Genomic DNA, 22,542 nt, shown 5'->3' with positions numbered 1-22,542 from the left:
TTCCCTCTGTCAAGAAACGGCCGGGGCGGCAAGCCAAGCTCAGGCCTGCCGGCACATCGGGAAGCCCAGCGCTTCGCGGGCGTCGTAATAGGCCTGCGCCACGCCGCGGGACAGGGTGCGGATGCGGCCGATATAGGTGGCGCGTTCGGTCACCGAGATCGCGCCGCGCGCGTCCAGCAGGTTGAAGGTGTGACCGGCCTTGAGAATCATCTCGTAGGCGGGCAAGGGCAGGCTGGCCTCCAGCAGCGACTTGGCCTCGGCCTCGTAGTCGTTGAACTGGCGGAACAGCAGCTCGACATTGCTGTGCTCGAACGCGTACTTGGATTGCTCCACTTCGTTCTGGAAGAACACATTGCCGTAAGTGACCGGCTGGCCGTCAGGCAGATGGGTCCAGATCAGGTCGTAGACGTTTTCCACGCCCTGCAGATACATGGCCAGGCGTTCCAGGCCGTAAGTGATTTCGCCCAGCACCGGCTTGCAGTCCAGGCCGCCCACTTGCTGGAAGTAGGTGAACTGGGTCACTTCCATGCCGTTCAGCCACACTTCCCAACCCAGGCCCCAGGCGCCCAGCGTCGGGTTTTCCCAGTCGTCCTCGACGAAGCGGATATCCTGCACCGTCGGGTCCAGGCCCAGCTCCTTCAGAGAGCCCAGGTACAGTTCCTGGATATTGGACGGCGACGGCTTCAACACCACCTGGAATTGATGATGCTGGAACAGGCGGTTGGGGTTTTCGCCGTAACGGCCGTCCTTGGGGCGACGCGACGGCTGCACATAGGCCGCGTTCCACGGCTCCGGCCCCAGCGCCCGCAGAAAGGTGGCGGTGTGGGAAGTCCCCGCGCCCACTTCGGTGTCGTAGGGCTGCAGCAAGGCGCAGCCCTGGCGGTTCCAATAGTGCTGGAGCGTGAGGATGATTTCCTGGAAGGTAAGCATAGACGTGGTGAGCAAAGTGAAAAGTCAAAGGCCAATTCTACCGCCTAGCGCCCCCCGCGCAAAGCCAAGCCGTTGGCGGCAAATCAAAAAGGCCGGCGAAATGCCCTCCCGCCGGCCCGCCCCGCGCCGCGCCGCCGTCATTTGCCCGCCGCCGGCACCATGTCCCGGAACTTGCGCTTGGTGTATTTGGCGTAGATGCGCTCCACGCTGCCGTCGCGGATCAAATCGCCTATCGTCGCGTCCAGCCGCGCCGCCAGCGCCGCCTGCCGGGCGCTGAAATTGGGCGACAAATCGGTGCGGTCTATCACCGGCTGCAAAATCTCCACATTCGGCCGCAGGGACGCGCCCCACACATCGCACAACACGAACTGACGATGGCCGCCGGTCAGCATCGCATAGAGCTGATCCTCGTCGTTGCTGGGCTCCAGCTTCCAGTTGGGGTAGCTGAGGATTTTCGGCGTATAGGTGTAGCCGCGCACCATGCCCACCGCCTGGCCTTGCACCAGCTTCCAGTCGAAGGACTTGACCGGCGAGCCGCGCTTGACGCAGAGCGCCACCGGATAGCTGGAATAAACGTTCTTGAAGCGCGGCGTCTGCGCCGCCACCTCGTTGTCTATCACCGCGTCGTAATCGCCGGTCTTGATCCCGCGCAGGCAACGCTCCCACGGCGCGGCCTCCATCGTCACCGGCACGTTCATCCGGCGGAAAGCCTCTTGCAACACGTCGTGGCTGATGCCGGAATCCACCTTGCCGTTCTTCACATAGGTGAACGGCTGCCACTCCACCCCGCACAGTTTGACCGGCGCCTGCGCCGCCGCGCCCGCCGTCAGCAGACAGGCTCCGACAGCCGCCGCCCATAGACTCGTCCGCATCGCCCGCTCCTTTCGCCCGGCAGTCCGCGACGATTTGTTATATGTCGGATCGGCGGCAATGCAAAGCCTGCTCCGCCAGCCGGTCGGCCAGCGCTCGGCCCTTGGCCAGGCAGTCCGGCAGCGACACCCCGTCCAGCCAGTTGGAGCAGGCGTGCAGGCCGCGCCCGCTCGCCGCCGCCGCCAGCGGCCGCAAGGCCGCCATCGCCGCCGTACCCTGCGGCAGCGCCTGCGGCCAACGCACGATGCGCTGGCTCAAGGGCTCGCCTTCCAGGCCGAACAGACGCGCCAGTTCCAGGTTCAAACGCTGCAGCAGCGCCTGATCCGGCAAAGCGGCCAAGGCCGCCTGGCGGCTGCCGCCGATGAAGCTGGTCACCAGCCGCGAGCCCGGCGCCGCCGTGTGCGGGTAAATCCGGCTGGACATCAAATGTCCCAAGGCCAAGGCCTGTTCGCTGACGGGATGCAGTCCGCCGAAGCCCTGCAACGGCCGGCGCAGCGCCTGTTCCGCCACGACGGTGGCCACCACGGTCAGCGGCGCGTAGGGCAACGCCGCGCAGGCGCGCGCCCATTCCGGTTCGCAGGCCCGCAGCAGTTGCGCCGCCTGCGGCGCCGGCAAGGCCAGCACCACCGCGCTGGCCGGCTGCGCCCCCTCCGCCGTCAGCACCCGCCAGCTCTCGCCCGCTCGCTCCAGCCCCAGCGCCGGACAGCCCAGCCTCACGTCCAGATCGCGCGCCAGCCGCTCGGCCAGGCTGGACAAGCCGCCCGCCAGCGTGCACATCCGCTTGCGCCGCAACTCGCCGCGCCGCCAACGCCGCCACATGCCCAAGACCAGCGAGCCGGCCTCCCGCTCCGCGGCGGCCAGCGCGGGCAGGCACTCCCTCATCAGCAATTCTTCCGGATCGCCGGCGAACACGCCGCCGATGAAGGGGTCCACCACGGTGGCCAGCACTTCGTCGCCCAGCCTGCGCCGGAAGAAGGCCGCCACCGTTTCCGCCTGCGCCGGCGCGGAGCGACGCCAGGGCTCGCTCAATAGACGCCATTTGGCGTCCCAGCTGAAGTAGGAAGCGGCCAGCAGCGCGGCCGGCCCGTCGGGCAAGGCGCAATAACGGCCGTGCCGCAGCACGAAACGCCGCTGCGGCCCCGGCGCCGGCGACAAGGGCGTCAGCCCAAGCTCCAGCAGCCATTGCCGCAAGCCCTCGTCCACCAGCAAGGTATTGGGCCCCGCCTCCATCAAGCCCGGCGCCAGGTCCAGGCTCAGCACCTTGCCGCCCACCCTGCCGGACGCCTCGTACACCACCGCGTCCAGGCCGCGCCGGCGCAACTGCCAGGCGCAGGCCAGGCCGGACATTCCCGCGCCGATCACCGCAATCATTTACCGCTCCCTCCATAGCGCCTGTTCGACGTCGCCCAAGCCAAGCCGCAGCCAGGCCTTGCGGCGGAAAAACGCGATGAACTCGCGGTTCATGCGCATTTCAACGCCGTGTCGCCAATGCGTCGCGAATCGTGAACAGCTTCCAAAACCAAAAAGCCGCCCAGCGGCGGCCATCAATCGTTTCCAGTATGCCCGGAGCGCCCCCGCCGCCAGTTGATCCGCGGCAAGCCGGCTCGCCGCGGGCGGCCAAAAGCCGTTCAAGTTAACACATTCAGTTTTCGATTGACCTTGTCCTGCGCCCGCACTTAGAGTCAAACGTCATGAACGGAACGGCAATCCGCCCACCCCGCCGGCGCGCCTTGCCCCGGCCCCATGTTTCCTGAGGAGAAGCGTCATGCTGGCAAAACCGCCAACCCGCCTGATAGAGACAAGGGCGATCGATTTCATTCCGGAAAACGAACGCCACGGCCGCTTGCTCAGCCAGTTCACCTTGTGGTTCAGCGCCAATCTGCAAATCACCGCCGTCATCACCGGCGCGCTGGCGGTGGTGTTGGGCGGCGATGTGTTCTGGTCCTTGATCGGCCTGTTGATCGGCCAGCTGCTGGGCGGCGCGGTGATGGCCTTGCACGGCGCAAGGTCCGCGGCTGGGGTTGCCGCAAATGATTTCCAGCCGCGTGCAGTTCGGCGTGCAGGGCGCCACCATTCCTTTGGCGCTGGTCTGCGTGCTCTACGTCGGCTTCAACGCCACCGGCACCATTCTGTCCGGACAGGCCATCGCCCAGTTGGCCGGGCTTAGCCGCGAGAGCGGCATCCTGATCTTCTCCGCCGTCATCGCCGTTTTCGCGGTCTGCGGCTACCGGATGATCCATCTGCTGGGGCGGGTGGCCAGCGTGTTCGGCCTGGTCGCCTTCGCCTATCTGTTCGCGCGCCTGCTCAGCGTCAACGACATCGCGCCGCTGCTGCGCAATCATCGCTTTGCCTGGGACAGCTTCCTGCTGGCGGTATCGCTGTCCGCGTCCTGGCAGATCGCCTTCGGCCCCTATGTCGCCGATTATTCGCGCTACCTGCCCAGCGCCACCTCCCCGCTGCGCACCTTTCTCTGCGTGGGCGGCGGCTCGGTGCTCGGCGCGCAGATCGCCATGAGCTTGGGCGTGCTCGCCGCCGCGCTGGTCGGCAAGCCGTTCGCCGGCCGGGAAGTGGCTTACATCGTGGGCCTGAGCGGCGGCGGCGCGATGGCGGGCTGGCTGTTCTTCAGCATCGCCTTCGGCAAGATCACCGTGTCCACGCTGAACGCCTACGGCAGCTTCATGTGTCTGGCCACCATCGTCAGCGGCTTCAAGCGCGAGGCAAGGATGGGCCAGGCTCAGCGCCTGATCTTCGTGCTGGCCATCGTCGGCTTGTCCACCTGGATAGCGCTGGCGGCGCAGGCCGACTTTCTGCGGCACTTCAAATCCTTCATCCTGTTTCTGCTGACCTTCTTTACTCCGTGGAGCGCCATCAATCTGGTGGATTACTACTGGATCAGCAAGGAGCGATACGATTTGCCCGCGCTCAGCGACCCCGACGGCGCTTACGGCCGCTGGAACAAGATCGGCGTCGGCTGCTACGCGTTCGGCCTGCTGGCCCAACTGCCCTTCATCGCCACGGGCTTTTACAGCGGGCCGCTGCTGCCCTATCTGAACCAGGTGGACATTTCCTGGCTGATCGGCCTGGCCGCGTCCGGCGCTCTGTATTTCTGCCTGGCGCGCAGGCAGGCTCCTCATACCGCACCGGCCAGCGCCGCCGAGTAAGACCGTCATCCAACACCAACGGCGCATCCTGCCGGACACGCCGTTGGTGTTTCATTCTTTTCCCTACCGTCCTCCAGGCATTCGGCCCGTAGAACCCGCACAGTCAGCCCCTGCGATGGCAGAAGCTGCCTTACAACTGCCGCGTAAGCGCTCGGGGATGGCTCTTGTCGTCTAAATCTTTGGCTGGAACAGCGAATCGTAAACACTCTCTTAAGATTTGTTCATAATTCTTAGCAACAGACTCCGGGCTTGGAACAATGCGCGTGCTCAATCGAGCGCCTTGTTTTCCAAACTTAAGCTTGGAGTTAATGAATACATGAAGTTATACGCATCAGCGGCTTCCGTTTTCGTGCTGTCGCATATTGCCAGCGCCTTATTCTCGATGGCCTCCGACGGCGCGACAAGCAGCGGCATCGCAAACAGCCATGCCGCCACGCTTGCCGCACCGTCCCAATTCGCCCAACCCGCGGCGGATCAGTTGATCCCGTCCCGGACGCTGATTCTGGAGCAACGAGGGGAGCCGGCAGAAATCCGTCAGCTTCAGCTTCGTAAAAGAAGAACCTCGCCGATTCAATCGACTGGCTATAGCGTCAAAAAAGGCGAGGTGCTGACTATCGATTACCAATATACGCAAGACGCGCCGGACAAAGCACCCGAGTTATGGGTGGTTCCCATCGCCAACAAAGCGGACAGCCACTTGAATCACGCCTCTCGGCAAGTGGTCAGCCTCAAGCCCGGCACCAACAAGATCACCGCCACCTATGACGGCATGATTTATTTCACGGCGCGAAATCAAATCAAGACCGGACCGATTACCATCAAACTGCAGGACGGCGGACACGTGGTCCCGCGCTTCATGCTGGGCCAGCATCAGGACGCGGACTGGCAGAAAATGCTGGCGCGTTATCCCGACGCCCCCTTTGCCGACTTGGTGGGCAAGCGCATGATCATCACCATGCCTCTGGCGGTGTTGAAAAGCCATGTGGACAGCCCAACGGCGCTGATGACGCGCTGGGACCAGATCGTCACTTGGGCGGAAGAGCAGCACGGTCTGGGAGGCGGCCAGCCGGCGCCGCATATCGCCACGCCGCTCCAGTACCAGTTTGTCACCAAGGCGGACGCGACGGCAGGCTATATGTCGGCCAGCGATTTCTGGCTGGGTACCAATGTTTCCGGCGCCGCGGATGTCGCCAACAGCAAGAAGCTGGGAACAAGCTGGGGCCCTTGGCATGAACTGGGACATCATTATCAGTTGGAGCCGCTGACCTGGGATGGCCAGGGTGAAGTCAGCGTCAATCTGACCTCGCTTTATGTGCAGCGCGAGTTAGGCCAGCCTTCTCGCCTGGATGCATTCGCGAACAAAATTGCAAGGCACCTGGCTTCCGGCAAGGCTTATCACGATGAGAAAGACCTTTTTGTCCGGGTAGCTCTTTATTGGCAACTGGATTTGGCCTTTGGCAAGGACTTTTACGCGCGTCTGAATCAGCGCTACCGCAGCATGCCCAGCGCGGAGCTGCCCAAGACCACCGCGGCTCAACAACAGGCCTTTATTGTGGAAGGCAGCCGGGTGACAGGCTACGATCTCAGCCCGTATTTCACCAAATGGGGATTGCCGCCCACGGTTGAAACCAAGAAAACCCTGGATAAACTGTCTCTCAAAACACTGGACAAGCCCATCTGGGAAAATACGGACAAAGACAAACGCTACAGCTATCCCTTGGCACAGCAAGCCATTGCCGGCCAGATGTTGGCGCCGCAAAGCGTGGATGCCAACCAGACCTTTACCGCTAAGCTGGCGCTGAAAAACCGCGACGCGTCCAAGCTCAAGTTCCAATGGCAACTGCCGCCAGGCTTTAGCGTGGTGTCCGGCAAGGACAGTCAGGAGATCACCTTGCGCGCGCCGGCCAATATCGCCGCCAATACCTATGCGCCGCTGACGGTCACGGCTCGCGACCAGCAAGGCAGCATGTCTTTTGGCGGCAAGCTGTTGCTGGGCAAGCCCGATGGCGACCTGCCCCCTAATGCCCATATCACCGGGGAAACCGAGTTGGTGCAGGGAGACGCCATTGGTGTGCGGCTGGATGGCACATCTTCAACCGGCAGCAGGCTCACCTATAACTGGCATAACAATAGCGGGCTCATATTAAGAGTGAATGAAGGCTTGGCGCTAGTGACTGCCCCCATTACGGCGGCGGAGGGAAAGCACAAGGTAACGCTGGAAGTCTCCGATGCCAAAGGCCGCACCGATAGCGCCGTGCATGAGATGCAGGTCAAACGCGGCGACGATGCAGGCGGCCCGCCGCCCAAGGCCCATATCAGCGGGCCCGGCGAGCTTCCGGTAGATCACCTCACAGGCATCATCCTGTCCGCCGAACAATCCGCCGGCGATACGCTGGAATACGCCTGGTCGACGCAAAGCAAGCTGCTCTTGCTGCCCAATCGCGACAAAGCCATCGTCAATATGGCGCCGGGCGTTCTGCCTGGAAAGTACCAGATTGACTTGGAAGTGAAGGATCGCTTCGGCAAGACCGACAAAACCTCGCATTCGATCACGGTCACCGCGAAACCGGATCCTCTGCCACCGCCGCCCAAGGCCCTGATCAGCGGTCCGAACGCCCTCACGCAAAACCAGCCGGGCATCACCCTGAGCGCCAAAGGCTCCAGCGGGGAAAGCTTGACTTATCAATGGACGAATAGCACGCAACTCACGCTGCAGCCCAATGGCGATCAGCTTGCGGTTTCCGCGTCCGACCGAGTCAAGGAGGGCTTGCATCAAGTGCTGCTAACGGTGAAGGATAGAGCCGGCCAAACCGCCAGCGTCGCTCACAGCCTCCAGGTCAAGAAAGGAAACGGCGGCATTCCCGCCTATGTTCCAGGCGGCAGTTATCGGGCCGGCGATAAAGTGACGAATGCCGGCCGCACCTTTGAATGCAAGCTGCCGCCTTTCAGCGGCTGGTGCAGCCAATCGCCGCAACATTACGCACCCGGCACGGGGCTGGCATGGAAGGATGCCTGGCTTGAAAAATAAGCCCGGCATCACGATGCAGTCCTAAGCAACGCCAAGAGACGCGGGGCTCCCGCGTCTCTTTTTTAAACGGATTCACCAAGGTTTTGAACGACAGAGCGAGGCAAACGGATACGCCGGATATTGTGTGGGCGTGAGACAGCACGAGGATACGGCCTGTTCGAACTCGAGCCGCCAGGCTTGCCCGTCTGCCGGCCCCGCCTGTCAATGCCCAAGCGACGCTACTCACCCTACTCACTTCATTCGACATCGGTTCCCAGCGCCGCCCTCCCCGCCACCGGATTGCCATCGTCGTCCACCAGAAGAAAGCGGGCCTCGGCTGCTTCGGCGGCGCAAGGCAAGGGCGAGGCCATTGCCAACGTTTCCCGCGCCAGGGGCGCCAACATGTCCACCGTCAGCGGCTGCGCCGCCCCGCCGGCACAAACCACCTCCAAGGAGCGGAAAGTGGCGTAATAGGGGCTGGGGTTGGCTATGCGCAATCGCGGCCCGTCGGCATCCTGCTCCAGAGCGAAGCGCAGCTGCTCCGGCAGCTGCTCCGCCGAGGAGGGCAGCTTGGCCGGCCGCATAAACAGCTTCATCTGGGTGCGCAAGGTGACGGTCAGGGTTTGCGCATCTGCCGGTAGATCGCCGGGCCGCGGCGGAATCTCATACAGATTCAGCCAGAACAAGGACTCTCGGTCCGCGGGCAAGGGCACCCCGGTGGCGATCAGGCGCAGGCTGATCTGCGCCTGCGGGTTCAGGCGGAAAATGGGGGGAATCGGCATCACCGCCGCGCTGGCCGCGTCCGGGCCGGACTCCAGCCCGCCGTCGTCCACCCAGGCCTGCACCACCACCGGATAAGGGTTGGTATTGACCAGTTGCAACGATTGCTCGGCGCTGCCGGCAGCGAACACCACCCGCGTGGACTCCGCCATCAGGCCGGCCCAGCTGCTGCCGCACAATAGACATAGCAGACCGCCCACTTTCCAGCACGGCCACGCCCTACTGGACACGGATCACCACCTGCGCAGTCGCGTTCAAAGAGCCGGCCTTGACCTTCTTGCCCGGCAAACGGATCAGCGTCGCACGCATCCGCGCGTGATAGCTGGTCAGTCCATCCTGGCTACCCGATGCGTCGGCATCCTGCAACACCGGATACCAGCCGGCGGCGCCGCCGCCGCCGGTGATCCACTCGCTGCTCAACCAGTTCAGCTTTTGACCGCTCGGCCGACTCAACGCCACGCCCACGCCGGTGGCCACCGCCGGATTGTCGCCATAGCCGTCGGATAGCAGGTGGGTAACCCCGCTGCCGCCGGGAACGCCCAGGCCCTCGCTCTGCGCCGCCAGGTAATTGGCCGCTTGCACCAGCACCCCCATCGCCGTCTGTCTAGCTCCGGTGCCGCTTTGGAAACCAGTCAGGCCGGTATTTGCCGGCGCGCCGGTCTGGCATTGCAGCTTGATCTCGATAGGCAGCATGCGCTGCCCACCCTTCTCCAGTTCCGCCGCGCTGATGGGCGGGAAAGCCACCACCGGCGTCGCCGTTACTACGCGGCAGCTGGCGCTACGGCGCACCTTGACGGTTTGATATGGATTGATGGCCCCTGGCCAGGCGCTATAGAAGCCTGAGTACTGCGATGCGTGGTCTGCCCCCGGCTTCAAATCCGGCGACATGCCGCCGCCTTGAAACGCGCTATAGGCGATGGGCTGCGAATAATTCCAATTCTGACCATCCTGGCCATCTTGCCAGCCGCTGTCTCCCGAGCCCTTGGACTGGCTGTATTTGAAGAACTCCACCTTGTAATTGCTGAAGTGCCTGGCCTTGATCAGATACCAGCCTTTCGAATCCTTGTCGCGCGCCATATCGAGCTCCAGCGGCCGCCGTTTCCAATAACGCGACGCGTACTCGCCGGTGTTCAGATTGGTCACCCGCGCCATCAGCCCGCGCTGTACGGTGCGATAGGACTCCGGCAAGCCGATGGCGCTGCCCTCCTCGTCCTTGCCGGCCCAACTGTTGTCGCCATTGGTCGAGTAATATTCGTAAAAAGTACTCGGATTTTCTGTCGGCCGACAGCGAAACAGCACTTGCTCCGGCGCATAGCCGCCGACATGGCCGGACCCCAAGTCGAAAATGCTCAGTACCTTGCTGGCCAGCAAGGTGCCGTCTGGCTGAAACACCTCGTTATTGATATTGATGGTCATCGCCATCGCGCCCTTTCCCGAGGTATCGTGCGCGCCTTCCCAAACCCGTACCAAGCCCTTGCCGGGCTCGACATAGTCGACAGCACCGGTGTCAGTCGTCGGCGTAGAGCGCGACACGCGATAACAGGCGGCCTCCGCCTGCGCGCACCACAACACGCCTCCCAGCAAAGCCAGCAACACGGCGGCGACGCGGCGACGCACCATTGCATCGGATTGAACTGTCATCTCTGCCCTCATTGTTTGGCCAGCGGCGCGCACTCCGCCTCCAGGCGGATGATGGGCCGGCTGGCGGCATCGTCTTGCAGCGCGTACGGCAACGCGCATTGGCTGTCCGCCGTTTCGCCCCATTTCACCCGCAGCGTGGCCTTGCGCGCGGCCACTCGCGCATAGGCCTGCCCGCCCTGGCCCACCATGCCGATATTGGCGCCGTCTTCCGCGTACACCATCGCGCCCATCGGCAAGACCGAGCCGTCGGCCAGCCGGCCCTTGATCAGCAGCGCCTGGCCGCGGCGGGTGGCGAACTTCAGCCTGACAGCCGCGCCGGCGTACGGCGCGGTGCGCAACTGGTCGCCCTGCAGTTCCACCCCATCGGCCAGGCCCTTGCTGTCCAGCGCCACGTCGTTGTAGCGATACGGCGTCAGCGACGGGATCAGCGCGTAGCCGGCGCGGTCCACGGTGGCGCCCATGCCGTTGCGCACCGCCGCGCCGCTGGCGCCGGGCGCTTCCACCAGGCCGAAGGTTTCGCTCAGATAAGGACCGAAAGTCACGCCGCCGCGGTGCACCGCCAGCGCGCCGCGCGCGCTGGCGCCGGTTTGGGTGAAATTGCGGCCGCGTGAATAGCTGCCGCCCACCGTGGCCAGCGGGAAACGCTTTTGCACATTGGCGCCGAACGCGCCTGCACTGCTCTGCGAGTTGTGCGAAGCGTTGACGCCGTAGCTGACCGTCTGCGCCTCGTCCGCGGTGCCGCTGAGCGACAATTGCAGATTGCGCTCGCCCTCGCTGCGGCTCATTGACGCCGCCAGCATCGGCGCGCGCCGGACCTTGCCAAGCGGCATCGACAGATTGAACATCACCGTATTGCGAACTCGCCCGCTGTCCAGCGGCTGAAACGCCGAACCGCCGGTTTGCCACTGCCCCATGCGCTGACGCGATACCGACACCCCGTAGCTGATGGAACGGAACTGGTTCTGGTAGCTGAGCTGCAACTGGGTATCCCGCTCCTTGCCGTTGTAGTAATCGCTGATCGCGGCGGACAGCCCCAGGCTGCCGTAACCGCCCAGCCGCTGGTTGACGCTGACGGTGAACTGGTTGCGCTGCTGGAAGGTGCTGGAATTCCAGGTCTCGCCGCGTTGAAAAGCCTGCCGCGCGCCCAGGGCGTCGACCAGATCGCGGTAGCCGCGAGTGGAGTAGCGATAGCCGGCCAAGGTGATGGAGGTGGCGGTGGGCTGGATGGTGTGGCTATACGACAGGGCCGCGCGCCAGCCATGGTTCAGGCTGCCGTCGCCGTCGCGGGAGCGTGAATAGGTGGCGTCCGCGCCCAGTGCGCCATAGCTGGACCCCCACACCATGCCGCCCAGCAAGGCGGTGTAATGGGAAGCCGCCCGCGCGCCCATATTGGCGGTCAACGCATTGTTGACGCCGCGCTGATAGGTGAAATCGGCGAACACTGGCTTGTCGTCCAAGGCGTTGCGCAGTTGACCCAGCGTCAGGCTGTAACGGGTCTGGCCCGGCCGCATCGATCCCGGCACCGCGGCGAAGGGCACGGTAAACCGCTTCACCTGCCCGTCCGCCTCGGTGATCTCCACGTCCAGGTCGCCCTGGTAGCTGGTGGGGAACAGGTCGTCGATCACAAAGGGACCCGGCGCCACCACGGTCTGATAAATCTCCTGCTTGCCCTGGCGCACCACCACCCGGGCATTGCTGTCCGCCACGCCGCGCACCACTGGCGCGTAACCGCGCAAGGACTCCGGCAGCATCCGGTCGTCGCTGCTCAGTTGCACGCCGCGGAAACTGAGCCCGCTCAGCAGACTGCCGCCAGTGGAGCTCTCCCCCAGCGTCAGCTCGCTCTGCCAGACGGGCAAGGCGCGCTGCGCATAGCTGCGGATATGATTCCAGCCCCCGCCGCCGGCCATGCCGCCACTGTAGTTGGATTGCTGGCGCAAGCGCCACAGCCCCAGGTTCACCCCGGCGTCGGCGGAGACGTAATGATAGGTGTTGCTGACGTCGCCGCTGCTGGAGCGATAGCTGTTGGCGTCGTAGTTGACGAAGCCTATCGCCGCGCCGGCGTCCAGATCCTCTTCCGCCACATAACCGCGCGCCCGTCTTTTCATCGCCGCCTGCGGCACCGACAGCTCCAAACGCAAGCGCGGCAGGTCGAACACGCTGCCGGCGCCGGGAATGCGCAGGGCCAGCGGCCAGCATGCCGCCGCCGCGTCCTCGTCCGGCGGCAGGCTTTCCGCCAGCACCCCAGCCTTGAGCAGGAAGGCCTGGTCCAGACAGGCGGAAGTGGGGTGTTCGCCTTCACGCCGGAAGCTCACCGTCTGGCGGGAAAGAAAAGCGCCGTTGACGAAGACGTCCACCAGATAGTCGCCGGGGTCCATTTGATTGGGCGTGTTGAAACGCTCAAGACCGTTCGCCAGCGAGGAGCCCAGCAACAAACGGCTGTCGAAGCGATACGCCAGCAGCGCCGGCGCGGTCTTCTCGGCGGCACTGCCCGGCTCGGCCCAGGCCAGGCCAGGCGTCAAGCAGGCCACGCTGGCGGCCAACACCGGGGGAAGGCCAGGAAACCACTGACTGCGATAGCTATTTGGAGTCATATCCGGGAAATCATTCCACTGCCACGGCGGCAGACTCTACCTCGTTCACGCCACCGTAATCATTGACATGCTTGAAACGCACGGAGAGCCGCGCGCCGGCCTGCGTCAGCCCCGGCACCGGCCAGCTGGCGCGAGCAAACGGCGCCAGCATGTCGGCTCTGAAGGCATGCGCCTTGCCGCCGCTCATTACCTCGCCGCCTATCAGCGACAGGTAATAGCCGCTGCGGTTGTCGGCATGCAGTTGCCAGCCGCGCCCCTGGCGTTGCAAGGAGAAGCTCAACTGGCTGGACGCCTGCTCAACTCGTCCCTGGATGCCTGCTGGACGGTAAAACAGCTTGAGCCGGCTGCGCAGCATCACCAGCATCTGGTTTTGCTCGGAGAACTCGCGGTTGACCGATGGAATTTGCAGCATATTGAAGTAGTAGACCGACTCCCGGTCCTGCGGCAGCTCGCTGCCGTCGAACACCAGCCTCACGGTCTGGCCGGCCTTGGGCTCCATGCGGAACACCGACGGCATCGCCGCGAACGGCGCCGTGGCGCGTTCCGGCGTGGAATCCACGTCGCCGGCGTCCAGCCACACTTGCACCACATTGGGTATCTCGTCCTCGTTGCGCAGCTGGATGCTGCTCTCGCGGGCCTGCCCTGGGTAGACGATGCGGGTATTGTTCAGCACCACGCTGGCCCAGGCCGCCGGCCACGCGGCCAGCAGGATCAGCGCCGGCAGCAGCGCGCGCCGGAGCGCGGCGGCGTTAGACGCGCCGCGCTCCGGCAGGCTGCTGCGTTTACAAGTAGGAAACCGCATACTGCACGCTGCCCAACACCGAACCGGCGGTAACGGTGTCTTCGGCATAGTAGCGGACGGCGAACTTATGCTCGGCAGTGGTCTCGCCTGCCTTCAACTCCAGGCCCGGCGCCTTGTAACCGCCGGTCAGGTTGAACGGGGTAGCCGGCGCGGCCGGGTCCAGCAACTGCAGCGCCACCTTGCCGGCGGAGCCGACGTTGCCGATATTGCCGCCCGTGGTCAGGCTGTTGGCGACGAACACGGTATTGATCTTGGTGCCGCCAGCGGGCGCCGCTTCGCAGCCGGTCAGGCGGATGGTGAAGTCGGTTTCCCCGGCCACGTCACCGGTCTTGGCGAGACTGGTCGTCGGCACCGTCGGCAACAGCACCAGCGGGCTGGTGGCGTTGCCATTGATATCCACCGTGCAGGTTTGCGAAGTCACTTCGCCCTGGAAATTAATGGTGTTATCCGCCAAAGCTAAAGCCGGCAGGCATAAACTGGCCAAAACGACGATTTTCTTCATGAAACCACTCTCCATTGACATTAAAAATATCTTTCCGGTCTGCTGAGATAAATTTCTTTCGAGCAGAAAAAAGACAGGCCGATGTTACTTAATCGCCTTCAGCCGCAAGAATAGGATTCCTCCTAAAAAACCAAGAAAACACAAAAAGATGCAAACAAAATTCCTAGTCGAAAAATCATAGGATAAAAAAAATTAACATATTCATCATGTGACGGATATCAAGAAAAATTACATAGCGGACTTACCACAAAATAACCATATCCTCCAAGCATCCCAGCTCAACACCCAGCGCCTCCGCAGTCAGCCCGGGTGTTCCGCCCCCCTCCTCATTCGGCCAGCCTCCATCAAGTACAAGCGCCACACCCGCTTCTCCGCGACGATTGAATTCTGCGTCTCAGCGACTTCAAGCTCTCGCCTTGTCAAGAGCATCGCGGTTGAGATCATTAGCAGTGTTATGCCTGCATACTACCCTTCGCACCTCACCGACCCTATCCACATCGCAATCAAGCCCGGCACAGTCCGGAGCGGCAGAAAAAACAAGCGCCACTTCAATCCGGTACAAAAAAACTGCATGAAATAAAAAAAGCCCCCGATCCACCAGGGGACCAGAGGCCATTCCATATCACGACTCCGTGTTTACTCGTCAGCCAATAGGGCAAGCCAAAGACGAAGACGTCGGTTCAATGAGCCGACATTGCGCTCAAAACGAAGACAAGGCCATGGCCTTGGCCACCGCCTCATTCAATTTGGTGCCATCCGGCAACACCTCGCTATTCAACAAACGCTCATGAATGGCCCTGGCCTGTTCCGCCTGGCCCGCGGACTGCAGCAACAAACTCTGGGCGTATTGGGCGGGAAAACTGCCGGCATTGAGTCCCAGCGCCCGCCTGACGGACTGCTGCGCTTCTTGCAGGCGCCCTTCCATGATCTCGACGATGGCGAGGCCGCCATGAGTATCGGCAAAATTACGATCCAGCCGCAGCGCCTCTTGCAACGCCTCCTTGGCCTCCAAGGGACGATTGCTCAAGATTCGGCACCAAGCCAGCACATGCCAGCTGCCCACATGTCCCGGCATTGCGCGCAGCGCTTGAACCACCTTGGACTCTGCCTCATCCAGTTGGCCCTCCAGCATGGACACCAGCCCCAGTCCCATCTGGGCCCGACCTGAATTCGGTTTACTGGCGCAGGCCTGCCGCAGCAGGGGCCCCGCGACGGTCAGGTCCTGCTTGCTCAGGGCCAGCATGCCCAACACTGTCGCCGCATCCGGATCGGCAGGCGCAAGCTCCAACACTTGGCGAGCCACCCTTTCCGCCGCAGCCAGATTCTCTTGATCCAGATACAGCGTCGCCAACAAGCCATACAGGCTCAGATGCTCCGGATGCCGTTGCAAAGCCGATTCCGCCACTAAAACCGCATCTTCCAGCCGTCCTAAAAAGTGGAGGGCGCGGACATGCAACGGTCCGGCCTGCGGCAGCAGCGCCAAGCTTTTGGCGGCCATCGCGGCTTGGGGCTCCGCCTCTTCGTAACGTCCTTGCAGCATCAGCGCGTAGGCCAGGTTGTAGCATAAGGCGGGATCGTCCCCGCCATCGCCGCGCAAAGCTTGAAACACGGCCACCGCCTCGTCCAGGCGCCCCTGACGCATCAAGCCGACGCCCTGCAAGATGCGGCCGCCCATATGGCCAGGCGCCACGGCGAACAAGCGCTGCAAAGCAGCTTCATGCTCATGCTGGCTGCCGGCCTGCATATGGAGGTCGGCCAGTTCGAGCAGCAAATGAGGGTTGGCCGGATCGGCCGCTAGATAAGCCTGTAGTTGGCTTAATCGCTGATTGAGTTCGGTCATCATGCTTGCTTATGGGATTGTTGCAATTGCTGCCGCAAATACGCGGCCAGCTTTTCGTATTGAGGATGCTGGCGAATCGCCGCAGCCACATCCGCCACCAATCCGCCAAAGGCCGGATCCGTTGCCGCGCCCGCGCCAAACTCTTCCGCCAGCAAAGCGCGCACATGCACCTCCAGCACGCGCGACTCCGCATCGGGCCAGGTCGGATCGATGGCGCGCAACTGTTTGGCAATCTGTCGACGCACATCGGCGTTGCCGGCGGCCTTGGCTGTCGGCGCGGACTTCTGAGCAGCCGGCCTGCTGCCTTCTACCAATCGGTTTCTGGCCAACAAGCGCTGCAAAATACCGGCTTTGTCTATCGGCTCCATCCGTTTAATTCCAGCAAAACCTTCGCGTCAATGCAGCTTGTCGTCTCCGCTGGAGGCATAGCCTCGAAGCAGCAGCGTACCCGCGGAGCCCCCCGCGGCCGGCTCCGTCTCCGGAACGGCGCTCTGCTGAGCGTCGATCTGCTCCAGAATCCGCTTCATGTCCTCATTCAGCATCGGCGCGGCCTGGTTGGCGGCGATGCCGAGCATCAAGCGCTCCCGGCAGTCGGCAAACTCATCCCGAATCAGGTGCGACAAGCCCTGACGGAACAGCTGCAGCGGATGATCCGCCGCCAACGCGTCCAGTCCCTGCCACGCCTGTTCTGCCCGCTCCGGCAGCCCCTGGGTCAGATGCAACAGGCCCAGTTGGAACACCGCCATCACCAAGCCAGGCTGCAGGACCACGGCTTGCTCCATTTCAGCCGCTGCGCGGTCAAACAAGCCGATCTGAGCGTATTCCGCGCCCAGCAAGTAACGCAGGCGGGCATCTTCGCCATCGTTGCGCACGCCTTGCTTCAACAGCGCCACCGCTTCCGCATGCTGCTGACTTTCCATCGCCTGCAAAGCCAACTGGAAAAGTTCTTCCTGATCCAATACCGCGTAATCCATTACCACTCCATTTCAACAAATCGCCGCATCAGAACGGCAGCACGCTCATGAAAAAACGAGTCAGCCAGCCGGGCTTGGCAAACAAGCTCTGATTGCCGGCGGTCTGCTGCTCCAATCGAACATCCGTGACCTTGGTGGAAGACACCAAATTGCCAGGCTGGATATCGCGGGGATTCACCGTCCCGGACAGACGGATCTGTTCACTGTCCTCATTGATCTGGACCTGTTTTTCTCCGCTCACCCGCAAATAGCCATTCGCCAAGACCCCCACCACGGTCACGGAAATGGAACTGGTAAAGCTGCTGCTGTTGTTGCGGCTGCCTCGGCCATCCATCTTCTCGTTTCCGGAAGCGCTCAGTTGGCCGGACAAGGATTTCTTCCCTGGAGACCAGCCAAACATCCGGTTGATGACAGGCGCGTCCATTTCCACCCCCGCCTCGTTGCCGATTCTGGTATCCCTGCTGCCTCTGGCCTCTTCCGACAGGCTGGAACTGGCACGCTCCTGAATCACCACGGTCAGGCTGTCGCCAACGCGGGACGGCACATCGTCGCGAAAATAGGAACGGTAACGACCGGGCTGATACAGACTGCCGGGGGTGGTCTGAATCATGGGAACAGGCGCGGGGTCCGCGCTGGTCGGCCCGGAAATCAACGGTTTGGGAGATACGCAGCCCCCCAGCGCGGACAAGGCCGCAAACAACAGCGCTATTCTTGCACAACAAGGCATAATCGGTCTTTCAATTGGACGGCAAGCCCATCCGCAGCAAGCGAAATCATCAACCCGTCACGAACGGTTCGATATCGCCCGCCTGTAACAGTCTTATCTTGGCCGCGATGAAAAAGTTTAGGCGCGTAGCGCATCTTTGCTCAGCCCTCCCTCTCTTTCGATGAGGACAAACCAGCGCGCAAGAAGGCCAAGCCCTCCTTGTGCAATTGCGAAACCCGCCCCTTGCTCAACCCCAGCAACTGGGCGACTTCGGAAAACGGCACCCCGTTCAGATAGTGCAGCCGCAGCACTTTTTGCGCTTTGTCAGGCACCCCGGCCAGGCCGGCCAACAAGTCCCGCTTCGTTTCCTTCAGTTCCAGCGAACGGTAGGCGACATCCTCGGACGCCGGCTCCGGCTCGGCCAAGAACATCCCGCTGTCCTCCAGCATGAAGCCAATGGCCAGCCCCACCGACAATTCCCGCAGGATGTCGAACGGCTCCGCCGCATCCGGCTCTATCGCCTCCACTCGCTCCTGCAAGGCTCTGCGTCGGGCGGACGCCTGGCTCGCCACCTCCGAGGTCCGCGCCAGCTGATCCAAGATCGCTCCCCGAATCCGGTATTCGGCATAGGTCTTGAACGCCACGCCGCATTCGGGGCGATAGCGGTCAATCGCCTCCAGCAGCCCTATCATTCCCCAATGGTAGACGTCGTGAAATTCGAAACTGTCGCCCACTCTCCGCGCGTAGATCCGAGCGGAAAGAATGCGCACCAAAGGCTGATGGGCCTCCACCAAAGCGGCTCGCGCTTCGGATGAGGCGGCATCGGCGGCTTCAGGCAAGTCACGCGCCTCAGCATCCAGCGGGGAACCCAGGGCAGGCATTGCGGATCACGTCCCGCCGGACAACACCGCCCTGGCCACCAGCGTCCAACCATCGATCAGCACAAACATCAGCACCTTGATCGGCAAAGCGATGGAAACCGGAGGCACCATCATCATCCCCATCGCCATCAAGACGCTGGAAACAATGATGTCCACTAGGAGGAAAGGCAGAAAAATCACGAAGCCAATCTGAAACGCCAGCCTGAGTTCGCTCAGCAGAAAAGCCGGCGCCACATGCACCAGGCTGATGGACTCGGCATTGTCCGGCATGTCCTTGCCGGCGCTGCTCAACACAAAGCTCATGTCCTGCTCGCGCGTCCGGCCTATCATGTATTCCTTCATGATGACGCCACCTTGCCGGAGCGCGGCCGAAGCCGGCAAACGTTGCTGGTACAAGGGCGTCACCACCTGCTGATCCAGCTTCTCGACAGTGGGCCCCATGGACAGCAAGGTCAGGAAGGCCGCCAACATGATCAGCACCACATTGGGCGGGGTTTCCTGCATGCCCATCGCGTGCCGCAACATGGACAGCACGATCACAATGCGGGTAAACGAAGTCATCGCCACCATCATGCCGGGCAGCAAGGCCACCAGGGTCAGCGCCAGCACGATGTTGACCGCCTGACTGACGCCTGCGCCGCTCAGCGCCACATCCGCCATTTGCGTTTTCGCGTCGGCCATCAGAGGCAGCCAGGCGAGCGCCCAAACCAACTGCTGCATTTTTCTCATGCTTTGGACTCATCCCTGACCACGGTGATGCCATGCTCGCTTTCCGCCAACATGATTTCACGATCGCGGTGCTGAACCACGTACACCGTTGACTTGGCGGACAAACGGCATTTGCTCACAAGGCGCAGATCGCCCGTCCCGAGCCCGGCCTGGCCAAAACGCGGATGACGCAATCGCCACCAGCACGCCGCAGCGCCGATCAGGGCCAAGCCGCCCAACATTTCATAAGGGCCAAGCAGGCCGGCGCTCGTCGCGGGAGGGTCGCGGCGGAACTGCAACCGCGCCCGAGCCGGCTCGGATGCCGAAATCGCGCAGCCCGGAGCCGAGGCCCCGGCGACGCAATCGCTGGCCGCAACGCTGATGCTGTGGATGCACAACATCAGCGCAAACGCGTATTTCATTCCCGTCATGGCGTTCACGCGGAAAAGCTCGCCACCTGCTCGATGCGGACGCCCAGATGGTCGCCCGCCACCACCAAGGCGCCGCGCGCGACTACCTGACCGCCCAACAGTATCTCCACCGGATCTCCCGGCGCTTTGTCCAAGGCCAGCACCTCCCCCTCTTTCAAGGCGTCCAATGCGGCGATGCTCAGCCGACAGCGCCCAATCCGGGTGTCCAACCTGACCTCCACGTCTTTCAGCAACTCAAGACGACCGCCCAGCAAACCCGCCGCCGCCGCATCCACCTTGGCGTCCAAAGGGGCGGGATTGAAAATTTCAACTTCCTTGCTCATGTCTCACTCTTTAATTGATTGGTCGCGCCATCCGGGCAACCTTCACCGCCAAACGCCCCTGACCCAGCCCGTATTTCGCCCGTCCCAAGGCCATGCCGTCAGGCAGGCACAACTCAAACACCCCGTCCGCTTTCTGATCCAGCCGGAGCACGTCCCCCGGCCGCAACGAATCCAGATCCGCCAGGGAAAGGCGAGCCGGCGCGGCGCGCACTTCCAACTCCACCTGCTGCTCCAACGGCAGGTCCCTTAGCTTCAGCGGTTCCAACGCCTCCGGCGCGGCCTTGGCCGGCAACACGCTCGCGGCCTGCTGCGGCGACAACAGCACCGACAGCGTCTGGCCCGCCACTCGACATTGCAGACACAACGCGCCAACCACGGAATACAAGGGCGACAGATCCGCCCCGCGCGCCGGCTTGGCTTGGTAGCGGCAATCGCCGCCGACGGCGAGCAACTGACGCCCCAGGGCCAGACGGGCGGCGTCCAGCACCGGGCCGGCTACGTCCGAGGCTTCCAGCGCCGCGCGGCTTTTTTTCACGCCGAGACATAACGCCGAGAAAAAACCATCCGCGTCCGCGTCGTTCGCCATCGCCGGCAGCGCTTCGCCGCCGTCCAGCCACTCCAACCCGGCCAGATCCGACAAAGCCGCGGGACGTAGTTCCACCTCGACCTCGCCTTCCGCGATCGACCAGTCCCGCAGCCAATGCGCGCACCGTTCGCGCATCCGCGACTCGATTTGCGCCAACTCCGCGCCGGCGTACAAGCGATACGGCAGAGCAACGCTCATCGCCCCCCCTTCATCTGCAAGGCCTGCTGCATCATCTCATTGGCGGCGGAAATCAATTGCGACGCCGCCTGATAGCCGCGCTGAGTAATCATCATGTCGCTGAATTCGGAGGACAGCTCCACATTGGAAAGCTCCACCTTGCCAGCCGCTACCTTGCCGAAAACGCCGCTGCCCGCCGCGCCGTACTCAGCCGCCTGACCGGGATGCGCGCGGTAGTAGCCGGAACCGATGCGTTCCAGCTGCTGATCCGGCTGGGCGAACCAGGCCAGCGCCAGCCTGCCGGCGGTCGTGGTCTGTCCGTTGGAGTAACTGATCTGCGCCTTGCCGTCCTGATCAAACGTCAATCTCGTCAGCGCGCCCGACGCATAGCCGTCCTGGCTGGCCACGCGTATGGTGGAGGACGTGCCGCCGGACAGGCTGGTGGTGTCCGAGATGGAGCCCGGCTCGCCGAAGAACAGCTTCACAACGCTGCCCCCGCTGCTGGGCGTGCTCAGGCGGATCGACATCTGGTTGTAGCCAAAGGACGGCGAGCCGTCCGGATCAAAGCGAATCTCTCCGCTGCCCAGCGTGCTCAAGGACACTTTGTCCTGAACCTCCACCTTCCAGCTGCGAGGCGTGGCGGAGCCGGTGCTGGTGAAGCTGATCTTCAACTGCCTCGCCACGCCGTCCTTGTCGAACACGGTGGTTTCAACGCTGCTGTTGGTCGCGCCCGTGGACAGGTTGTCGGCGAACTTGATCGTGGTCGTGGTCTTGGCGGCCTGGCTACGCAGCGCGCCAAGGGAGAAATCCTGCAACGTCTTGTTGGGCCCCAACATCTGGATCCGAGACTTGTCTTGCCGAGAGATCAGCGCGCCGTCCAGGTCCAGCTCGAACTGCCCCACCCGGCTGTAATGGATCTGATTCCCGTTCTTGGACACCAGGAAACCGGCGCCGTCCACCGACACGTCCAAAGGATTGGCCGACGATTGCAATTCCCCGGAGGAAAAATCCGTCACCGTGGAACCTATCTTCACGCCCACGCCGTGCTGACCGCCATTGCCGCCTTGCATGTCGTACTGGTACATCATGTCGGTGAACTGCAGGGAGGTGCGCTTGAAGCCAGGCGTGTTCAGATTGGCAACGTTGTTGCCGATATTGGACAGGCCTTTCTGAAAGGTGCGCAGGCCGCTCAAACCTACGAACATGGTATCGATCATGTCGCGCTCCCCCTCACCAGCACCACCTGGGCCAGCGACACATCCGTCATCAGTTCGCCGTTGGCTGACTTCACCGTCAGCATCGGCTGGCCGCCGGAAAATGAAATGGTGGTGACCTGACCCGGCACATTGCCGCTGGCCGTCGCCACCTCCACCGTCTTTCCAATCAAGCCCAGAGATTGATTGGCCGCCTGCTGGGCCAACAAGGTATCCAGCTTTTCATTGGACATCCTCGTCTGCTCCAACGATGAGAACTGCGCCATCTGCGCCATGAACTGCTGATTGTCGATAGGCTTCAACGGATCCTGAAAAGTCAGCTGCGTGGAAAGAATCCGCAGAAAATCCTGCTGGGTGATCCCTCTCGTCTGCGCAACGCTGCCGCCGCTAGAAATGCCCAAACCTGTAGTCGCCATGT

At 62.8% G+C, this 22,542-nt stretch carries 21 protein-coding genes and 1 pseudogene; 2 read left to right on the top strand and 20 right to left on the bottom strand.

Going from position 1 to position 22,542, the window contains the following annotated elements; genetic code table 11:
* Positions 1-39 precede the first annotated feature (39 nt).
* From glyQ to JW897_RS17480, 4 genes are all read right to left on the bottom strand, one after another.
* Positions 40-930: a glycine--tRNA ligase subunit alpha gene (gene glyQ, locus JW897_RS17495; RefSeq protein WP_118266665.1), complete on the bottom strand. Its 891-nt coding sequence runs from the start codon at positions 928-930 to the stop codon at positions 40-42.
* Between the two features lie 137 nt (positions 931-1,067).
* A complete protein-coding gene (locus tag JW897_RS17490; protein ID WP_048415044.1) occupies positions 1,068-1,802 on the bottom strand; it encodes a substrate-binding periplasmic protein in 735 nt (244 codons plus the stop codon).
* A 37-nt stretch (positions 1,803-1,839) separates the two neighbouring features.
* Positions 1,840-3,171 carry a protoporphyrinogen oxidase gene (hemG, locus tag JW897_RS17485; protein WP_205467086.1) on the bottom strand — a complete coding sequence of 444 codons (1,332 nt, stop codon included), beginning with the start codon at positions 3,169-3,171 and terminating at the stop codon, positions 1,840-1,842.
* Positions 3,172-3,432, bottom strand: coding sequence for a hypothetical protein (locus JW897_RS17480; RefSeq protein WP_156187907.1), 261 nt, complete (start codon positions 3,430-3,432; stop codon positions 3,172-3,174). It lies immediately after the preceding gene.
* Between the two features lie 133 nt (positions 3,433-3,565).
* Here JW897_RS17480 and JW897_RS17475 point away from each other — a divergent pair.
* Positions 3,566-4,961, top strand: a pseudogene (locus tag JW897_RS17475) (purine-cytosine permease family protein).
* 280 nt (positions 4,962-5,241) lie between these two features.
* Entirely contained in the window at positions 5,242-7,989 is a 2,748-nt protein-coding gene (locus tag JW897_RS17470) for a M60 family metallopeptidase (RefSeq protein ID WP_205467085.1), read from the top strand.
* A gap of 236 nt (positions 7,990-8,225) precedes the next feature.
* Here the strand turns inward: JW897_RS17470 and JW897_RS17465 are convergent, their stop codons facing one another.
* The 16 genes from JW897_RS17465 to JW897_RS17390 all read right to left on the bottom strand — a co-directional run bounded on the left by JW897_RS17465 (position 8,226) and on the right by JW897_RS17390 (position 22,540).
* Positions 8,226-8,978, bottom strand: a complete 753-nt coding sequence (locus JW897_RS17465) for a fimbria/pilus periplasmic chaperone (protein WP_205467084.1) — start codon at positions 8,976-8,978, stop codon at positions 8,226-8,228.
* Positions 8,968-10,389 (bottom strand): fimbrial protein, encoded by a 1,422-nt coding sequence (locus JW897_RS17460; protein WP_205467083.1) that lies wholly within the window; start codon positions 10,387-10,389, stop codon positions 8,968-8,970. Before JW897_RS17460 ends, JW897_RS17465 begins: the two co-directional genes overlap by 11 nt.
* 8 nt (positions 10,390-10,397) lie before the next feature.
* A complete protein-coding gene (locus tag JW897_RS17455; RefSeq protein ID WP_205467082.1) occupies positions 10,398-12,980 on the bottom strand; it encodes a fimbria/pilus outer membrane usher protein in 2,583 nt (860 codons plus the stop codon).
* A gap of 10 nt (positions 12,981-12,990) precedes the next feature.
* Complete coding sequence (locus JW897_RS17450) at positions 12,991-13,782, bottom strand: fimbrial biogenesis chaperone (protein WP_205467081.1); 792 nt, start codon at positions 13,780-13,782, stop codon at positions 12,991-12,993.
* Positions 13,763-14,284, bottom strand: a complete 522-nt coding sequence (locus tag JW897_RS17445; protein ID WP_048415049.1) for a fimbrial protein — start codon at positions 14,282-14,284, stop codon at positions 13,763-13,765. Before JW897_RS17445 ends, JW897_RS17450 begins: the two co-directional genes overlap by 20 nt.
* 700 nt (positions 14,285-14,984) lie before the next feature.
* Positions 14,985-16,127: a tetratricopeptide repeat protein gene (locus tag JW897_RS17440; protein WP_205467080.1), complete on the bottom strand. Its 1,143-nt coding sequence runs from the start codon at positions 16,125-16,127 to the stop codon at positions 14,985-14,987.
* Positions 16,124-16,492, bottom strand: coding sequence for a hypothetical protein (locus JW897_RS17435; RefSeq protein ID WP_205467079.1), 369 nt, complete (start codon positions 16,490-16,492; stop codon positions 16,124-16,126). Before JW897_RS17435 ends, JW897_RS17440 begins: the two co-directional genes overlap by 4 nt.
* 27 nt (positions 16,493-16,519) lie before the next feature.
* Entirely contained in the window at positions 16,520-17,098 is a 579-nt protein-coding gene (locus tag JW897_RS17430) for a hypothetical protein (protein ID WP_205467078.1), read from the bottom strand.
* 28 nt (positions 17,099-17,126) lie between these two features.
* Entirely contained in the window at positions 17,127-17,708 is a 582-nt protein-coding gene (locus JW897_RS17425; protein WP_240352269.1) for a flagellar basal body L-ring protein FlgH, read from the bottom strand.
* A 257-nt stretch (positions 17,709-17,965) separates the two neighbouring features.
* Positions 17,966-18,685 carry a sigma-70 family RNA polymerase sigma factor gene (locus JW897_RS17420; RefSeq protein ID WP_240352268.1) on the bottom strand — a complete coding sequence of 240 codons (720 nt, stop codon included), beginning with the start codon at positions 18,683-18,685 and terminating at the stop codon, positions 17,966-17,968.
* A gap of 6 nt (positions 18,686-18,691) precedes the next feature.
* On the bottom strand, positions 18,692-19,405 hold the full coding sequence (locus tag JW897_RS17415) for a flagellar type III secretion system pore protein FliP (protein ID WP_205467075.1): 714 nt from the start codon (positions 19,403-19,405) through the stop codon (positions 18,692-18,694).
* 5 nt (positions 19,406-19,410) lie between these two features.
* A complete protein-coding gene (locus JW897_RS17410; RefSeq protein ID WP_205467074.1) occupies positions 19,411-19,833 on the bottom strand; it encodes a hypothetical protein in 423 nt (140 codons plus the stop codon).
* Positions 19,830-20,147: a FliM/FliN family flagellar motor switch protein gene (locus JW897_RS17405; RefSeq protein ID WP_205467073.1), complete on the bottom strand. Its 318-nt coding sequence runs from the start codon at positions 20,145-20,147 to the stop codon at positions 19,830-19,832. The genes JW897_RS17410 and JW897_RS17405 overlap by 4 nt, the downstream gene beginning before the upstream one ends.
* A 10-nt stretch (positions 20,148-20,157) precedes the next feature.
* The gene (locus JW897_RS17400) at positions 20,158-20,931 is read right to left on the bottom strand and encodes a FliM/FliN family flagellar motor switch protein (protein ID WP_205467072.1); all 774 of its coding nucleotides are present in this window, start codon (positions 20,929-20,931) and stop codon (positions 20,158-20,160) included.
* A complete protein-coding gene (locus JW897_RS17395) occupies positions 20,928-22,127 on the bottom strand; it encodes a flagellar hook-basal body complex protein (protein WP_205467071.1) in 1,200 nt (399 codons plus the stop codon). Before JW897_RS17395 ends, JW897_RS17400 begins: the two co-directional genes overlap by 4 nt.
* Positions 22,124-22,540 (bottom strand): flagellar hook assembly protein FlgD, encoded by a 417-nt coding sequence (locus JW897_RS17390; protein WP_205467070.1) that lies wholly within the window; start codon positions 22,538-22,540, stop codon positions 22,124-22,126. The genes JW897_RS17395 and JW897_RS17390 overlap by 4 nt, the downstream gene beginning before the upstream one ends.
* Positions 22,541-22,542: the final 2 nt, after the last annotated feature.

The sequence above is a fragment of the Chromobacterium alkanivorans genome, assembly GCF_016937655.1.
GTDB lineage: Bacteria > Pseudomonadota > Gammaproteobacteria > Burkholderiales > Chromobacteriaceae > Chromobacterium > Chromobacterium alkanivorans.
The sequence above is the reverse complement of the archived record's forward strand: the minus strand, read 5'-3'. Positions and strand labels throughout refer to the sequence as shown.

Bases quoted from the DNA above. Each gene is read 5' to 3' on its own strand.
- glyQ (WP_118266665.1), bottom strand. From the start codon at position 930: ATGCTTACCTTCCAGGAAATCATCCTCACGCTCCAGCACTATTGGAAC.
- JW897_RS17490 (WP_048415044.1), bottom strand. From the start codon at position 1,802: ATGCGGACGAGTCTATGGGCGGCGGCTGTCGGAGCCTGTCTGCTGACG.
- hemG (WP_205467086.1), bottom strand. From the start codon at position 3,171: ATGATTGCGGTGATCGGCGCGGGAATGTCCGGCCTGGCCTGCGCCTGG.
- JW897_RS17460 (WP_205467083.1), bottom strand. From the start codon at position 10,389: ATGACAGTTCAATCCGATGCAATGGTGCGTCGCCGCGTCGCCGCCGTG.
- JW897_RS17455 (WP_205467082.1), bottom strand. From the start codon at position 12,980: ATGACTCCAAATAGCTATCGCAGTCAGTGGTTTCCTGGCCTTCCCCCG.
- JW897_RS17450 (WP_205467081.1), bottom strand. From the start codon at position 13,782: ATGCGGTTTCCTACTTGTAAACGCAGCAGCCTGCCGGAGCGCGGCGCG.
- JW897_RS17445 (WP_048415049.1), bottom strand. From the start codon at position 14,284: ATGAAGAAAATCGTCGTTTTGGCCAGTTTATGCCTGCCGGCTTTAGCT.
- JW897_RS17440 (WP_205467080.1), bottom strand. From the start codon at position 16,127: ATGATGACCGAACTCAATCAGCGATTAAGCCAACTACAGGCTTATCTA.
- JW897_RS17435 (WP_205467079.1), bottom strand. From the start codon at position 16,492: ATGGAGCCGATAGACAAAGCCGGTATTTTGCAGCGCTTGTTGGCCAGA.
- JW897_RS17430 (WP_205467078.1), bottom strand. From the start codon at position 17,098: ATGGATTACGCGGTATTGGATCAGGAAGAACTTTTCCAGTTGGCTTTG.
- JW897_RS17425 (WP_240352269.1), bottom strand. From the start codon at position 17,708: ATGATTCAGACCACCCCCGGCAGTCTGTATCAGCCCGGTCGTTACCGT.
- JW897_RS17420 (WP_240352268.1), bottom strand. From the start codon at position 18,685: ATGCCTGCCCTGGGTTCCCCGCTGGATGCTGAGGCGCGTGACTTGCCT.
- JW897_RS17415 (WP_205467075.1), bottom strand. From the start codon at position 19,405: ATGCAGCAGTTGGTTTGGGCGCTCGCCTGGCTGCCTCTGATGGCCGAC.
- JW897_RS17405 (WP_205467073.1), bottom strand. From the start codon at position 20,147: ATGAGCAAGGAAGTTGAAATTTTCAATCCCGCCCCTTTGGACGCCAAG.
- JW897_RS17400 (WP_205467072.1), bottom strand. From the start codon at position 20,931: ATGAGCGTTGCTCTGCCGTATCGCTTGTACGCCGGCGCGGAGTTGGCG.
- JW897_RS17395 (WP_205467071.1), bottom strand. From the start codon at position 22,127: ATGATCGATACCATGTTCGTAGGTTTGAGCGGCCTGCGCACCTTTCAG.
- JW897_RS17390 (WP_205467070.1), bottom strand. From the start codon at position 22,540: ATGGCGACTACAGGTTTGGGCATTTCTAGCGGCGGCAGCGTTGCGCAG.